General features: G+C 69.3%; 14 protein-coding genes. 13 read left to right on the top strand and 1 reads right to left on the bottom strand.

The genetic code is table 11. The features are described from left to right. Entirely contained in the window at nt 1-555 is a 555-nt protein-coding gene (hpt, locus tag AB4Z09_RS11565; protein ID WP_174907945.1) for a hypoxanthine phosphoribosyltransferase, read from the top strand. On the opposite strand, the gene AB4Z09_RS11560 is transcribed toward hpt, so the two are convergent. After that, nucleotides 516-2,864 (bottom strand): serine/threonine-protein kinase, encoded by a 2,349-nt coding sequence (locus AB4Z09_RS11560; RefSeq protein ID WP_174907947.1) that lies wholly within the window; start codon nt 2,862-2,864, stop codon nt 516-518. The two genes, hpt and AB4Z09_RS11560, sit on opposite strands and share 40 nt — an antisense overlap. Before the next feature lie 101 nt (nt 2,865-2,965). Between AB4Z09_RS11560 and AB4Z09_RS11555 the strand changes: the two genes are divergently transcribed. The 12 genes from AB4Z09_RS11555 to AB4Z09_RS11500 all read left to right on the top strand — a co-directional run bounded on the left by AB4Z09_RS11555 (nt 2,966) and on the right by AB4Z09_RS11500 (nt 14,320). Then, a complete protein-coding gene (locus AB4Z09_RS11555; protein ID WP_174907949.1) occupies nt 2,966-4,318 on the top strand; it encodes an amidase in 1,353 nt (450 codons plus the stop codon). Between the two features lie 259 nt (nt 4,319-4,577). Further along, nucleotides 4,578-6,923, top strand: a complete 2,346-nt coding sequence (ftsH, locus tag AB4Z09_RS11550) for an ATP-dependent zinc metalloprotease FtsH (protein WP_442239758.1) — start codon at nt 4,578-4,580, stop codon at nt 6,921-6,923. 85 nt (nt 6,924-7,008) lie between these two features. After that, a complete protein-coding gene (gene folE, locus AB4Z09_RS11545) occupies nt 7,009-7,626 on the top strand; it encodes a GTP cyclohydrolase I FolE (RefSeq protein WP_114723442.1) in 618 nt (205 codons plus the stop codon). Nucleotides 7,627-7,658: 32 nt separating this feature from the next. After that, nucleotides 7,659-8,507, top strand: coding sequence for a dihydropteroate synthase (folP, locus tag AB4Z09_RS11540; protein ID WP_442239776.1), 849 nt, complete (start codon nt 7,659-7,661; stop codon nt 8,505-8,507). Further along, nucleotides 8,500-8,901, top strand: coding sequence for a dihydroneopterin aldolase (gene folB, locus AB4Z09_RS11535; protein ID WP_254622779.1), 402 nt, complete (start codon nt 8,500-8,502; stop codon nt 8,899-8,901). The genes folP and folB overlap by 8 nt, the downstream gene beginning before the upstream one ends. Further along, nucleotides 8,898-9,404, top strand: a complete 507-nt coding sequence (folK, locus tag AB4Z09_RS11530; RefSeq protein WP_174907952.1) for a 2-amino-4-hydroxy-6-hydroxymethyldihydropteridine diphosphokinase — start codon at nt 8,898-8,900, stop codon at nt 9,402-9,404. The genes folB and folK overlap by 4 nt, the downstream gene beginning before the upstream one ends. Before the next feature lie 5 nt (nt 9,405-9,409). Beyond that, nucleotides 9,410-9,877: a DUF3180 domain-containing protein gene (locus AB4Z09_RS11525; RefSeq protein ID WP_114723478.1), complete on the top strand. Its 468-nt coding sequence runs from the start codon at nt 9,410-9,412 to the stop codon at nt 9,875-9,877. A gap of 81 nt (nt 9,878-9,958) precedes the next feature. After that, on the top strand, nt 9,959-11,038 hold the full coding sequence (locus AB4Z09_RS11520; protein WP_442239757.1) for a DUF6779 domain-containing protein: 1,080 nt from the start codon (nt 9,959-9,961) through the stop codon (nt 11,036-11,038). A gap of 145 nt (nt 11,039-11,183) precedes the next feature. After that, the gene (locus AB4Z09_RS11515) at nt 11,184-12,110 is read left to right on the top strand and encodes a Rossmann-like and DUF2520 domain-containing protein (RefSeq protein ID WP_174907954.1); all 927 of its coding nucleotides are present in this window, start codon (nt 11,184-11,186) and stop codon (nt 12,108-12,110) included. A gap of 7 nt (nt 12,111-12,117) precedes the next feature. Then, on the top strand, nt 12,118-13,068 hold the full coding sequence (gene panC, locus AB4Z09_RS11510) for a pantoate--beta-alanine ligase (RefSeq protein WP_442239756.1): 951 nt from the start codon (nt 12,118-12,120) through the stop codon (nt 13,066-13,068). 16 nt (nt 13,069-13,084) lie between these two features. Continuing rightward, nucleotides 13,085-13,507, top strand: coding sequence for an aspartate 1-decarboxylase (panD, locus tag AB4Z09_RS11505; protein WP_114723435.1), 423 nt, complete (start codon nt 13,085-13,087; stop codon nt 13,505-13,507). Nucleotides 13,508-13,510: 3 nt separating this feature from the next. Continuing rightward, nucleotides 13,511-14,320 carry a type III pantothenate kinase gene (locus AB4Z09_RS11500; RefSeq protein ID WP_442239755.1) on the top strand — a complete coding sequence of 270 codons (810 nt, stop codon included), beginning with the start codon at nt 13,511-13,513 and terminating at the stop codon, nt 14,318-14,320. Nucleotides 14,321-14,412: the final 92 nt, after the last annotated feature.

Raw genomic sequence — 14,412 nt, 5'->3', positions numbered from 1 at the left:
GTGTACGAGGGCGACATCGCATCGGTACTCATCTCCGAGGAGCAGATCAAGGAGCGCACGGCCGAACTGGCCGAGGCCATCGCCGAGCGCTATCCGGTGGGCGCGCCGGAAGGTGACCTGCTGCTGGTGGGTGTCCTCAAGGGCGCCATCTTCTTCATGACCGACTTCGCGCGGGCACTGTCGATCCCCACCCAGATGGAGTTCATGGCCGTCAGCTCGTACGGCTCGTCGACGTCGTCGTCCGGTGTCGTGCGGATCCTCAAGGACCTCGACAAGGACATCGCCGGTCGCCACGTGCTGATCGTCGAGGACATCATCGACTCCGGTCTGACGCTGTCGTGGCTGATGCGCAACCTCAAGACCCGCAACCCGGCGTCGCTCGAGGTCGTGACGCTGCTGCGCAAGCCCGAGGCGTGCAAGGTCGACATCGAGGTCGCGCACGTCGGCTTCGACATCCCCAACGAGTTCGTCGTCGGCTACGGCCTGGACTACGCCGAGCGCTACCGCGACCTGCCCTACATCGGCACCCTCGAACCCAAGGTGTACGGCGGATAGTTCCCCTGCGACACCACGCGCTCGAGGGCGCGTAGGTCCTCTTCGAGCAGGCGGAACAGCCAGTACACCAGCACGAAGGCGACCACACCACCGACGCACAGCACCCGCACCGCGTAGATGACGACGGAGATTTCGTCGGGGGACAGGAACGTCACCCCGGCGACTCCGACCAACGGCACTGATGCGGCCACCGCCAGATACAGGGTGCTGCGGCGGTCCAGTCCGCGTAGCCGGCGCTCGTCGCTGCTGCTGGTGATGCCGTGCGGCAGCAGCGACGGATACAGGCAGCGGACGGCGTAGAAGCTGACGACGAAGAACGGGTACGCGACGGCGACCGCGCCGCACACGATCTGCGATCCCAGGAAGTGCACGTACGCGCCATGCGGGATGCTGCCCGCCGCGAACTGCAGCGAGACGGGGAAGACGATCCCCGCGACCAGCCACAGCGTGAACACCACGGCCACGATCCGGTCGCCCATCAGCAGCGTGTCGGCGCGGGCCCGCGCGAGGGTGGCGGTGTCGTAGGACTTGCCCTTGCGCAGGCCACGGGGCACCGAGATGACGTGCCGGCAGAAGTACACGATCAGCAGGAACCCGAGAGGGAACAGGGTGCTGTTGATCACCTGCGAGATCTCGACGAACCGCTGCTGCGCCTCCGGGGAGAGTTCCTCGATGATCAGCGTCTGGTTGTGGTGGTAGTTGTACATCGCGGCCAGCGCGTTCGGCACGCCCACCCCGACCGCGACGATGGGGATCATCCACGGCCGCAGCCGGGCCCGCCAGCTGTTCGGCGGCGGATCGACGAGGTCGCGGGCGCGCGCGTCCAGGCACAGGTCGAACTGCTGCGCCAGTTCGGCGCCGGTCGCCCAGCGCCCCTCGGGATCGGGGGCCAGGCACGTCAGCAGTACGCGTCGCAGCGCGGCGGGACAGTCGTCGGGCAGATCGGACTGGAACTGCGGGTCGATGTCGCGTCGGCGCAGCGCGAGCATCCGCTCGAGGGATGTCGCCGACTCGCCGGCGCCCTGCTCGTCCGCGAAGGGCCGGCGACCTGTGAGCAGCTCCCACAGCATCACACCGAGCGCGTAGACATCGCTGCGGACGTCGAGGTCGGCCGCCGATCCGGCCATGTCGGGATGGCAGGCCTCCAACTGCTCCGGCGACATGTAGGCCAGCGAGCCGCCGAAGTACGCGACCGGGCTGGTGCCGGCGACGCAGTCGCTGAAGCTGATGTTGAAGTCCGCGAGCTTCGGGACGCCCTCCGACGTCAGGAGCACGTTCGCGGGCTTGATGTCCCGGTGCAGGACGCCGCGGCTGTCGGCGTAGTCGAGGGCGTCGGCGAGCCGTCGGCCCAGCCATGCCACCGTCTCGGGCCACGTCAGCCCGGCGATCTCGTCCCGCACGCTCGAGTCGCTGGGACGGATCTCGCCCTTGCGTTCGAGGGTCTCGTCGATCGCGTCGAGCAGCAGCCGGCCGGTGCGCGGGTGCTCGGGATCGTCCGGCTCCTCGCGCACGCGGCGCAGCACACCGAGCAGCGTGCCGCCCGGCACGTACTGCATGTACAGCAGCTTCAGCTCGCGGTCCGTGAGGAGCCGCTGGTCGAACACCCGCACGATGTAGTCGTGGTCCAGCTGGGCGAGGGTCTGCGGCTCGGTGCCGTGGTCGTGCGAGATCTTCACCGCGACCAGTCGTTGCATCGACCGCTGCCGCGCCAGGAACACGCGTGCGAACGACCCGCGGCCGAGCCCGGTCAGCAGATCGAAGTCGTCGATGCAGTCGCCGACGTCCACCTGGTCGAGGGCGTGCTGCGCGCCGGGCTGTGCGATCAGCGTGCTGCGGTAGTCGCCCGCGCCGTTGCCGACCCGGGCCAGCTGCTCGGCGAGTGCGGGGAACTCGCGCGCGTACGCCTCCGCGTCGGCGACCCGGCCGCAGCGTCGGCGCAGGTGGAAGTCCTCGTAGATCAGGTCGAGGGGCAGCGGCTTCGCGTGCAGGTCCGGGAACTCGGAGTGATAGTCCGTCAGCGGCTTCGGCCGGTCGGTCCGCAACAGCCGGTAGTCGAGATCGACCTTGATCAACTCCACCAGCGCGGCACGGCGCAACGCGTCGCCCACGGCCAGCCCGCCGGGCAGGAACGTCTCGATGTCGGGCGGCTCGCCGGTGGTCTCCCACTCGGCCGCGAACCGGGCCACCACGTCCGCCAGGAACGAGACGGTCTGCGCGCCGAGATCCGGCGGCGCTCCGGCTGCGGCCGTGGGAGCCGTCGTCGCAGCGAGGTCCGCCGAACCAGCGCTTGCCGAACCTGGGCCATCCATCACTCGTCACCGTTCGGGAGAGGGCAGCGGCCGGAAGGGTGGGGTGGACTCACCCCTCGGGGTACTCGAAATGATATCGCCGTCGGCGGCATACTCGGCAGGTGCAGGATCACCTGATCGAGGAGTTCACCGCAGTTTCCATCGCTGCCCGCGTGCGTTCCGGTGCGCTGTCGCCGGTAGATGTCGTCGCGGACGCGCTCCGCCGCATCGAGCAACGCAACCCGCGGATCAACGCGTTCGTGCGAGTGCTGGGGGAGCGGGCTCGCGCCGAGGCCCAGGCCCTGGCGTCGCGCGCCGACCTGTCGAGCCTGCCGCTGGCCGGGGTGCCGGTCGCGATCAAGGACAACGTCGAGGTCGAAGGCGAGCCGATGCGTGACGGGTCGGCGGCGACCGATCCGGGCCCGTCCACCCACGACCACCCCACGGTGGCCAGGCTGCGCGCGGCCGGGGCGATCCCGGTGGGGCTGACGGCGGTGCCCGAGCTGTGCGTCTGGGGTGCCGTCGACTCACCCGGCGTGATCACGCGCAATCCCTGGAATCCGGACCGGGTCCCCGGCGGCTCGTCCGGTGGTTCCGCCGCCGCCGTCGCCGACGGCATGGTGCCGATCGCGCTGGCGGCCGACGGCATGGGCTCGATCCGGATCCCGTCGGCCGCGTGCGGAGTGTTCGGCATCAAGCCGGGCCGTGGTCTGGTGCCGGCCGAGCTGGGCGCGCACTCGTGGTTCGGGATGTCGGAGAACGGGCCGATCGCGACCACCGTGGAGGATGCGGCGCTGATGCTGTCGGTGCTGGCCGATGATCCGTCGCTGGCGGAGATCCCAGTGTCGCGACCCCTGCGCGTCGGTGTCGCGGTCAACACGGCGTCGCCGATCCTGCGCGTCGACGCGGACTGGGCGCGCGGTGTCGAGCAGACCAGGCTTGTCCTCGCGGAGGCCGGACACCGGACCAGCGAGACGAGGGTGCCGTACCCGCCGAACATGTCGGCGGCGTTCCTGCGCTGGTTCGCCGGCACCGCCGACGACGCCGCCGACCTCGATCCCGCGCTGCTGCAGCCGCGGACCCGGTGGCACGCCGCGATCGGGCGGGCCGTCAACCGGGCGGGGCTGGTGCGGTCGTCGCAGGTGGACCGTCTCGATGCGCGCATGCGGTCCTTCTTCACCGCGTACGACGTGGTGTTGACGCCGTCGCTGGCCCAACCGCCGATCGAGGCGCTCCCGTGGAGCGAGAAGTCGTGGGCGGCCAACCTTGTCGCAAATGTACGATATGCCCCGTTCAGCGCGATGTGGAACGTGCTCGGCTGGCCGGCTGCCAGCGTGCCGGTCGGTATGCACCCCACGTCGGGTACGCCGATCGCGGTCCAGATCGTCGCACCGCCGGGCGGGGAATCGACGGTGCTCGCGGTCGCGGCCGAACTCGAGCGGCGACAGGCCTGGCCTCGCCACGCACCCGTGTGACTTGCGGCACGTATCGTCCTGTGTCGAGTGATTTCGGCGGCCAGCGGGAACCGGCGGGGGGCCGGCGTGCGTTGAACGGATTGACTCCACTTCTCGGAGTGGATGGCTGCTACCAGGCGTCGAGCATCATCGTTCGCGGTAATCTGAGGTGTCCGAGCAGCCCGAACGCCGACTGTCCGGGGATCCGGACGGTCGACCCCGTACCTGCACGAGCGTAGCCCGCACTATCGAAAGGACCGGCCGCCGTGGCCGAACCTGTATGAACCGCAAGACTGTGTTCCGCAACCTGGCGATAGTCGCTGGAATCCTGTTGGTGATCTACGCCTTCAGTTACTTCGGTAACGACACGCGCGGGTTCAAGTCGGTCGACACCTCGGTGGCGAYCTCGCAGCTCGACTCCAAGAACGTCGAGAAGGCGCAGATCGACGACCGCGAGCAGCAGGTGCGCCTGTGGCTCAAGAACGGCAACGAGGCGACCCAGGATTCGAAGCAGATCATCGCCAAGTACCCGAACGCGGCGTCCGAGCAGATCTTCGACAAGGTCTCCGGATCCGGGGCGCAGGAGTTCAACACCAGCGTCACGCAGGAGAGTTGGCTGACGTCGCTCCTGCTGTTCGTGCTGCCGATGATCATCCTGCTGGGCATCTTCTTCTTCGTCATGAACCGCATGCAGGGCGGCGGCCGCGGCGGAATGATGGGCTTCGGCAAGTCCAAGGCCAAGCAGCTGTCGAAGGACATGCCCAAGACCACCTTCGCGGACGTCGCAGGCGCCGACGAGGCGGTCGAGGAGCTCTACGAGATCAAGGACTTCCTCCAGAATCCGGCTCGCTACCAGGCGTTGGGCGCGAAGATCCCGAAGGGCGTGCTGCTCTACGGTCCTCCCGGTACCGGCAAGACGCTGCTGGCGCGCGCCGTCGCCGGTGAGGCCGGCGTGCCGTTCTTCACGATCTCCGGTTCGGATTTCGTCGAGATGTTCGTCGGTGTCGGCGCCTCGCGTGTCCGCGACCTGTTCGAGCAGGCCAAGCAGAACAGCCCGTGCATCATCTTCGTCGACGAGATCGACGCGGTCGGCCGCCAGCGTGGCGCCGGCCTCGGCGGTGGCCACGACGAGCGCGAGCAGACGCTCAACCAGCTGCTGGTCGAGATGGACGGCTTCGGCGACCGCACCGGCATCATCCTGATCGCCGCGACCAACCGCCCCGACATCCTCGATCCCGCACTGCTGCGTCCCGGACGTTTCGACCGGCAGATCCCGGTCGGCGCGCCCGACCTGGCCGGCCGCCGCGCGATCCTCAAGGTCCACTCGCAGGGCAAGCCGATCGCGCAGGACGCCGACCTCGAGGGTCTGGCCAAGCGCACCGTCGGCATGTCCGGTGCGGACCTGGCGAACGTCATCAACGAGGCCGCGCTGCTCACCGCGCGCGAGAACGGCACCGTGATCACCGAGGCGGCGCTCGAGGAGTCCGTCGACCGCGTGATCGGTGGTCCGCGCCGCAAGAGCCGGATCATCTCCGAGCACGAGAAGAAGATCACCGCGTACCACGAGGGCGGTCACACGCTCGCGGCGTGGGCGATGCCGGACATCGAGCCGATCTACAAGGTCACGATCCTGGCCCGCGGCCGCACGGGCGGTCACGCGATGACCGTGCCCGAGGACGACAAGGGCCTGATGACGCGGTCCGAGATGATCGCTCGACTGGTGATGGCGATGGGCGGTCGTGCCGCCGAGGAGCTCGTGTTCCACGAGCCCACGACGGGCGCGTCCTCCGACATCGACCAGGCCACCAAGATTGCGCGCGCGATGGTCACCGAATACGGCATGAGCGCCAAGCTCGGTGCGGTCCGCTACGGCCAGGAACAGGGCGATCCGTTCCTGGGTCGGTCGATGGGCATGAACTCCGACTACTCGCACGAGGTCGCCCGCGAGATCGACGAGGAGGTGCGCAACCTGATCGAGGCCGCGCACACCGAGGCGTGGTCCATCCTCAACGAGTACCGCGACGTCCTCGACATCCTGGCGCGCGAGCTGCTCGAGCGGGAGACGCTCACCCGGAAGGATCTCGAGCAGATCTTCACGAGCGTCGAGAAGCGTCCGCGGATCACCGCGTTCAACGTCTTCGGTGAGCGCACGCCGTCGGACAAGCCGCCGATCAAGACGCCGCGCGAACTCGCGGTGGAGCGCGGCGAGACGTGGCCGCCGACCGTCGAGCCCGAGCCGACGCCGGAGGTGCCGCAGCCGACCTTCGTCAAGCGCGATACGGTGCCGACCCCGCCCGCCAACGGGCACGCGGCACCCGATCCGTCACGGCACCAGCAGCAGGCGCACCCGCAGCAGCCGGCCGCGCCGGTGCAGGGCACGAGACCGGACTACGGCGCCCCCGCGGGCTGGTCGGCCCCGGGCTGGCCTCCGCAGGAACCGGACGGCCGGGGTCGCCCGCAGAACCCGAGCGGCTGGCAGCCGTATCCGCAGTGGGAGCCGCCGCAGCAGCAGCGGCCCACCGATCCCGAGGGACGTCCGGTCCACCGACCTGGCGATCAGGGGACCGGACGGTCTGATGACGATGCGCGGACGCAGGCATGGGAGGGGCCGAGCGGCCCGCAGTAGTCGGCTCGGAACTAGGCTTAGCCCTGGCTCACCCCGTTTCGGTGTGGGTCAGGGCATTCAGCCCCGATACTGGAGGTGCGGTCGGTTGTCGGTGAATCAGCTGGGGAGTGAGCCGGTCGCGCTCATGACGGGAAGGCCTTTCGATCAGGCACGGGCCGAGGCCGCGGTTCGTGAACTCCTGATTGCGGTCGGTGAGGATCCCGACCGCCCGGGTCTGCTCGATACTCCGGCGCGCGTTGCGCGCGCATACCGTGAGGTGTTCGCGGGTCTCTACACCGACCCGGACGACGTACTGAACACGACGTTCGACGAGGGCCACCAGGAACTGGTGCTGGTCCGCGACATCCCCATGTACTCGACCTGCGAGCACCACCTGGTCTCGTTCCACGGCGTCGCGCACGTCGGCTACATCCCCGGTCCGACCGGTCGGGTGACGGGCCTGTCGAAGCTGGCACGTCTGGTCGATCTCTACGCGAAGCGCCCGCAGGTGCAGGAGCGGCTCACGAGCCAGATCGCCGACGCGATGATGCGCAAGCTCGATCCCCGCGGCGTGATCGTCGTGGTCGAGGCCGAGCACCTGTGCATGGCGATGCGCGGCATCCGCAAGCCCGGTGCCAGCACTACGACGTCGGCGGTGCGGGGGCTGTTCCAGTCGAACTCCGCCTCCCGTGCCGAGGCTCTGGATCTGATCCTCCGCAAGTGATCGCCTTACCGAACCCGGGCCGCCCCGTCGTGATGGGCGTCCTCAACGTGACCGCCGATTCGTTTTCCGACGGGGGCCGATTCCTCGACCGGGACGCCGCCGTCGCACACGGAGTGCACCTGCACGATCTCGGCGTCGACATCGTCGACGTCGGGGGTGAGTCCACCCGGCCCGGGGCCGCCCGCGTCGACCCGGAGGTCGAGGCGGCCCGGGTGGCGCCGGTGATCGCCGCGCTCGTCGCGGAGGGTGTCACAGTCAGCGTCGACACGATGAGGGCATCGGTGGCGCAGGCCGCGATCGAGGCCGGTGTCACCATCGTCAACGACGTGTCGGGTGGACGCGCTGACGCGGACATGGCCAGGGTCGTCGCCGACGCCGGTGTGCCCTGGATCCTCATGCACTGGCGGCCCACCGGCGGGTTCGTCCACGCCGGCGGGTCGACCCACTACGACGACGTGGTCCGCGACGTCCGGGACGAGCTGATGGTCCAGGTGGACGCGGCCGTCGCGGCCGGGGTGGACCCGAAGGCGATCGCCCTCGATCCGGGCCTCGGTTTCGTCAAGGATCCGCACCACAACTGGCAGCTGCTCAATCGGCTCCTGGAACTGGTCGATCTGGGTTTCCCGGTCCTGATCGGCGCGTCCCGCAAGCGTTTCCTCGGCTCGCTGCTCGCGGACGCCGACGGCACCGTGCGCCCACCGGCCGGCCGCGAGGTCGCGACGGCGGTCGTGTCCGCGCTCGCGGTGACCCACGGTGCGTGGGGCGTGCGGGTGCACGACGCGCAGGCCTCGCTCGACGCGATCGCGGTCGCGGGGGCGTGGGCGCGGGGTTCCCAGAGCCCGAGTCCCAGCGGTGATGTGCCAGGAGGCGGCGGTGAGTGATGGCAGTGATGTCTCGGGCGATCGCATCGAGTTGCGGGGACTGAAGGTCCGTGGCAACCACGGTGTGTTCGATCACGAGAAGCGGGACGGTCAGGACTTCTTCGTCGACGTGACGCTGTGGATGGATCTGGCGCCGGCTGCCGCGTCGGACGATCTGAAGGACACCTTCGACTACGGCGACCTCGCTCAGCGTGCGGCGACGATCGTCGGGGGACCTGCGCGGGACCTGATCGAGACGGTGGCCGCGGAGATCGCGGACGACGTGATGCGCGACGCCCGCGTCCGGCGCGTCGAGGTGGTGCTGCACAAGCCGTCCGCGCCGATCCCGTTGACATTCGCCGATGTCGCGGTGGTCGCGAGTCGATCGCGCGTGGCCGCCGAGGGCTCCCGGTGAGTCGGGCGGTCCTGTCGATCGGCTCCAACATCGGGGACAGCCTCGCGCATCTGCAGGGTGTCGTCGACGGGCTCCGCGAGTGGATCGTGGCGGTGTCGCCGGTCTACGCGACCGCTCCGTGGGGCGGTGTCGAGCAGCAGGACTTTCTGAACGCGACGGTGATCGTCGATGATCCCGGCACCGACTGCCGGGGCTGGCTTCGACGCGGACAGCAACTCGAGGCTGCGGCCGATCGGATTCGTGAGCAGCGGTGGGGACCGCGCACGTTGGACGTCGACGTCGTCACGTGTGACGGGGTGCGCAGCGACGATCCGGAGCTGACTCTTCCGCATCCCCGCGCGCACGAACGCGCCTTCGTATTGGTGCCCTGGCTGGATGTGGACCCGGATGCGACGCTCGATGTGGGCGGGATCACCGTCCGCGTCGATGAGCTGGTCACGGGCCTCGACGCGGCCGAAAGAGCCGGAGTTCGCCGGACGGCGCTGCAACTGGAACTACGGTAGCCGTGATGAAGCCGACCCGGATCTGGGACCTGCTGTCGCTGGCACTGCTGGCCGCAGTCGCGACATGGTTGCTGGTGCGTGTCTCGTATGGCTCGCTGCCCCCGATTCCCATCTACGCCGGGGCATCGCTGTACCCGGTGGCGCTCATCGAGGTGGTGTTGGCGTTCGTGATCCGAGCCCGGGTTCGCGGGCACGCGATCGGCCCGGGGCCGCGTCAGCTGCACCCGATCACCGCGGCCCGAGCGGCGGCGCTGGCGAAGGCGTCGGCACTGGTCGGTGCGGCGAGTGCCGGCGTGTGGGCGGGTTTCCTGGTGTTCCTGTGGCCGCAGCGTTCGGAGTTGCGGGCGGCGGTGTCGGACAGTCCCGGCGCGATCGTCGGGCTGGTTGCCGCGGTCTTGCTGGTGGTGGCCGCGATGTGGCTCGAGCACTGTTGCCGGACTCCGGACGAGCCGCCGGACGAACCCGCGCACTGATCTGCGCAACCGGACAAACGGGATTGGCGCCCGGATGTGTCCGGGCGGAGGTTCCCTCTGAGTGCGGCTACCCTGATCTGCATGACGGTTCCGGGTCGCGCCAAGTCAGTACGCCGCAACCGGCGCAGTGCGAGCCAGATGATCATTGCAGGTCTCGTTGTGCTCGCCGTCGCCGCCTCTTTGTTCATGATCTTCAGCGAAAGCGTCCAGCTGCTGCGGGTCGGTTTGGTGATCGCGCTGTGGGCCGCGACGCTCGGTGCAATCGCGATGACGAAGTACCGGCGCGAATCCGCCCTCGACAAGGCGAAGGTTCGCGACCTGCAGAAGGTGTACGAGCTGCAGTTGGAGCGCGAGATCGGCGCTCGCCGCGAGTACGAGTTGGGCGTCGAGGCCCGGGTTCGTGGAGAACTGGGCGCCGAGGCCGAGAACATCGCCGCGTTGCGCGAAGAGCTTGCGGCGCTGCGCAAGAACCTCGAGGTCCTGTTCGACGGACGCCTGCCCGAGGAGCGGGTGGCGTTGCGCGCGGAGTCGATGCGGGTCCAGGAGCTGGCAGGTGGCCCTCAGCCGGCGGCGCCGGGCCTGTTCCGGCCGGGCGCTCAGGCACCGGCGCGGAACAACGCCCCGCGGCCGGCACCGAACAGGCCGTCGTTCGCGTCGCCGTACGACGATCCGGTGACCGCCGAAACGTCGGTCGTTCCACCCGAGCCGATCGACGTCGAGGTCGACGAGGTTGCCGAGCCGGTGGTGCCGCAGCCGGTCGTGCGGGCCGAGAAGGTCGAGCAGGTCAAGCCGGTCGAGCAGGTCAAGCCGGTCGAGCGGGTCAAGCCGGTCGAGCGGGTCAAGCCGGTCGAGCGGGCCACGCCCGTCGAGCGAGTCACGCGAGAAGAGCGCAAGCCGGCCCCCGCCGTCCAGGAGCGCGTTCAGGAGAAGAAGCCCGCACCCGTTCCCACTCCCGTTCCGGATCCCGACACCGGGGCCGACGCCGATGCGGACGCGGCCGGCGAAGTGCCCGCGTCGCGGCGGTCGCGTCGCCGGGCCGAGGACGCCGGGGACGCCGGGGGCGCGCACTCGAATGGGCTGTCGGTCGCCGAGATCATGGCGAACATGAAGTCGGCGGATTCGGGTGACGCCGAGCCGCGTCGCCGTCGCCGCGCCGAGTGATCGTCGAGGTCCCGCGGCTGTCGGTCGTGAAGTGAGCTGTAGATCACGTCACTGGCCCGTGGCGGCGTGTCTTCGCGCGGGGCTATTCTCTCCGCAGAACGTCTGGTACCCGCCGAGCGGGACTGGAACGAACGAGAGGACAAGTGTGACCTCTTTCGGGATCACCAACGGGCCTGCGCCTGCACGATTGACGGTAGGAATCGTCTCGGCGGGCCGGGTCGGAACTGCCGTAGGCGCCGCGCTCGAGCGGGTCGGTCATATCGTCGTCGCCTGTTCCGCGGTGTCCGACGCGTCCGTCCTCCGTGCCGAGACCCGGCTTCCCGACACCGAGATCCTGCCGGTGCCCGACGTCGCGGCCCGCGCCGAACTACTGATTCTTGCCGTCCCCGACGATGAGCTCGCGGGCCTGATCAACGGCCTGGCCGCCACCGGAGCGGTGCGCCCCGGCACGATCGTCGTGCACACCTCCGGTGCCAACGGCATCGGGATTCTCGAACCGCTCACCGCGCAGGGCGTCGTCCCGCTCGCGATTCATCCCGCGATGACCTTCACCGGTCACGCCGAGGACACCGCGCGTCTGTCCGACGCCTGCTTCGGCATCACTGCGGCCGACGACATCGGCTACGCGATCGGGCAGTCCCTCGTGTTGGAGATCGGCGGCGAGCCGGTGCGGGTCCGCGAGGACGTCCGCCCGCTCTATCACGCGGCCCTCGCGCACGGCAGCAATCACCTCGTGACGCTCGTCGTCGACGCGGTCGCGGCGCTGCGGGTGGCCCTCGAGGGGCAGGAACTGATGGGTCAGGAACTCGTCGGCGACGAGCCCAACGGGTTGCCCGAGCGGGTGCTGCAGCCGCTGCTGTCGGCGGCGCTGGACAACGCGCTGCGGCGCGGGCAGTCGGCACTGACCGGGCCCGTGGCGCGTGGGGACGCGGCGGCCGTCGCGAAGCACCTCGAGGTGCTCGAGGACGTCGACCCGCAACTGGCCGCCGGATATCGGGCCCTGTCGCTGCGGACGGCGCAGCGCACGGGGGCCAAGCCGGAACTGATGGAAGTACTCGATGATCGGGAATGAGCAGGGAATGGGCACTGTGACCGAAGCTTCTGCACTGCAGGGCGGATACAAGCGCGGCGAACTGACCGTGCACCACGACCCCGCGATCGTGACGCGGGTGTCGAAGGCGCTGCGGGGCGTGGGCCGTCAGGTCGCGCTCGTCCCGACGATGGGTGCTCTGCATTCGGGGCACATCGAGCTGGTCCGCCAGGCGAAGCTGACCGGTGCGGTCGTGATCGTGTCGATCTTCGTCAATCCGCTGCAGTTCGGTGCGAACGAGGATCTCGACGCCTACCCGCGCACCCTCGACGCGGACCTGGAGTTGCTGCGCGCGGAGGGCGTCGAGCTGGTATTCGCGCCCAGCGCGAAGGCGATGTACCCGGAGGGCCCGTGCACCACGGTGCTGCCGGGTCCGCTCGGCGCCGAGCTCGAGGGTGCGAGCCGCCCGACGCACTTCGCCGGCATGCTCACCGTCGTCGCGAAGCTGCTGCAGATCGCGGCGCCCAATGCCGCGTACTTCGGTGAGAAGGACTACCAGCAGCTGACGCTGATCCGGCAGATGGTGCGCGACCTCAACTTCGACGTCCGGATCGTCGGCGTGCCGACCGTCCGCGAGCAGGACGGCCTGGCGCTGTCCTCCCGCAATCGCTACCTGGACGCGGAGCAGCGCGAATTGGCGACCGTCCTGTCGGCTGCGCTCGTCGCGGGGGCCCACGCGGCCGCCGGCGGTGCGGAGGGGATCCTGGCCGTCGCCCGCGACGTGCTCGCGTCCGTTCCCGGCGTCGAGGTCGACTACCTCGAGGTGCGCGGCGTGGACCTCGGCCCGGCTCCCGAGCGCGGTGACGGCAGATTGCTCGTCGCCGCCCGCATCGGTACCACTCGACTGATCGACAACGTCGGCGTCGCGGTGGGAACCGGATTCCTCGAGCGCGACCCCCAGCCCGGCGATCCGGCCACTGACGACCTCCTCTCCCACTGAAACCGAAGGGCCGAAGATGCTGCGCACCATGATGAAGTCGAAGATCCACCGTGCCACGGTCACGCACGCGGACCTGCACTACGTGGGTTCGGTGACCGTCGATCAGGATCTGATGGAGGCGGCCGACCTGCTCGAGGGTGAGCAGGTCACGATCGTCGACATCGACAACGGCGCCCGCCTCGAGACGTACGTAATCACCGGCGAGCGCGGTTCGGGTGTCATCGGGATCAACGGTGCCGCAGCGCATCTGGTGAACCCGGGCGACCTGGTGATCCTCATCGCGTACGGCGTGATGGACGAGCAGGAGATTCGCGAGTACGCGCCGCGCGTGGTGTTCGTCGATGCCGACAACAAGCCGGTGGAACTCGGTTCGGATCCGGCGCACGCGCCCGAGGGCTCCGGACTGATCACCCCGCGGATGCTCTCCAGTCTGGTGTAGACGGTGCTCCTCACCGTCGACGTCCGGAACACCAACATCGTTCTCGGGCTGTTCACCGGCAGCGGTTCGCACTCGAAGCTGGTGCAGGACTGGCGGATGCGTACCGATCCCCGGTTGACCGCCGACGAGTTGGCGCTCAAGATCCGGGGACTGCTCGGCGTGAACGCAGAACAGGTCACCGGAGTCTCCGCGCTGTCGACGGTGCCGTCGGTGTTGCGCGAGATCCGGGTGATGCTCGGCCGGTACTGGGATCACGTGCCGCATGTCGTGGTGGAACCCGGTGTCCGGACCGGTGTCCCGCTGCTGGTCGACAATCCGAAGGAAGTGGGCGCCGACCGTATCGTCAACAGTCTGGCCGCGCACCACCTCTACGACAGTGCGTGCATCGTCGTCGACTTCGGCACCTCGACGTGTGTCGACGTCGTCTCCGCGAAGGGGGAGTTCCTCGGCGGGTCGATCGCGCCGGGGATCGAGATCTCCACGGACGCACTGGCTTCCCAGTCGGCGGCCCTCCGCAAGGTGGAACTGGTGCGGCCGCGCTCGGTGGTCGGCAAGAACACGGTCGAGTGCATGCAGTCGGGGGCGATCTTCGGGTTCGCCGGCCTGGTCGACGGTCTGGTCAGCCGGGTGCGCTCGGAGCTCACCGCTTTCGCGGGCTCGAACGTGGCCGTGATCGCGACCGGGGACAGCGCGCCGCTCATCATGCCGGAGTGCGCCACCGTGGAGCATCATGAGCCGGATCTGACGCTCGAGGGTCTGCGGCTGGTGTACGAGCGCAACCTCGCCCGACGGGCACGGCGCACCGAGGTCTGAGCGCCGGAGTAACCGGCGTCACTGCGCGTCCGGGGTTCCGTGGGCTTCCGTCGTCGCTGATGTTGTGTCACACTGTTCGACGTGTCCCGTTG

The sequence above is a fragment of the Rhodococcus sp. TAF43 genome (assembly GCF_052113525.1).
Taxonomy (GTDB): domain Bacteria; phylum Actinomycetota; class Actinomycetes; order Mycobacteriales; family Mycobacteriaceae; genus Prescottella.
The sequence above is the reverse complement of the archived record's forward strand: the minus strand, read 5'-3'. Positions and strand labels throughout refer to the sequence as shown.

Bases quoted from the DNA above. Each gene is read 5' to 3' on its own strand.
- AB4Z09_RS11525 (WP_114723478.1), top strand. From the start codon at position 9,410: ATGAAGCCGACCCGGATCTGGGACCTGCTGTCGCTGGCACTGCTGGCC.
- panD (WP_114723435.1), top strand. From the start codon at position 13,085: ATGCTGCGCACCATGATGAAGTCGAAGATCCACCGTGCCACGGTCACG.
- AB4Z09_RS11560 (WP_174907947.1), bottom strand. From the start codon at position 2,864: ATGGATGGCCCAGGTTCGGCAAGCGCTGGTTCGGCGGACCTCGCTGCG.
- folP (WP_442239776.1), top strand. From the start codon at position 7,659: ATGGGCGTCCTCAACGTGACCGCCGATTCGTTTTCCGACGGGGGCCGA.
- panC (WP_442239756.1), top strand. From the start codon at position 12,118: ATGGGCACTGTGACCGAAGCTTCTGCACTGCAGGGCGGATACAAGCGC.
- AB4Z09_RS11520 (WP_442239757.1), top strand. From the start codon at position 9,959: ATGACGGTTCCGGGTCGCGCCAAGTCAGTACGCCGCAACCGGCGCAGT.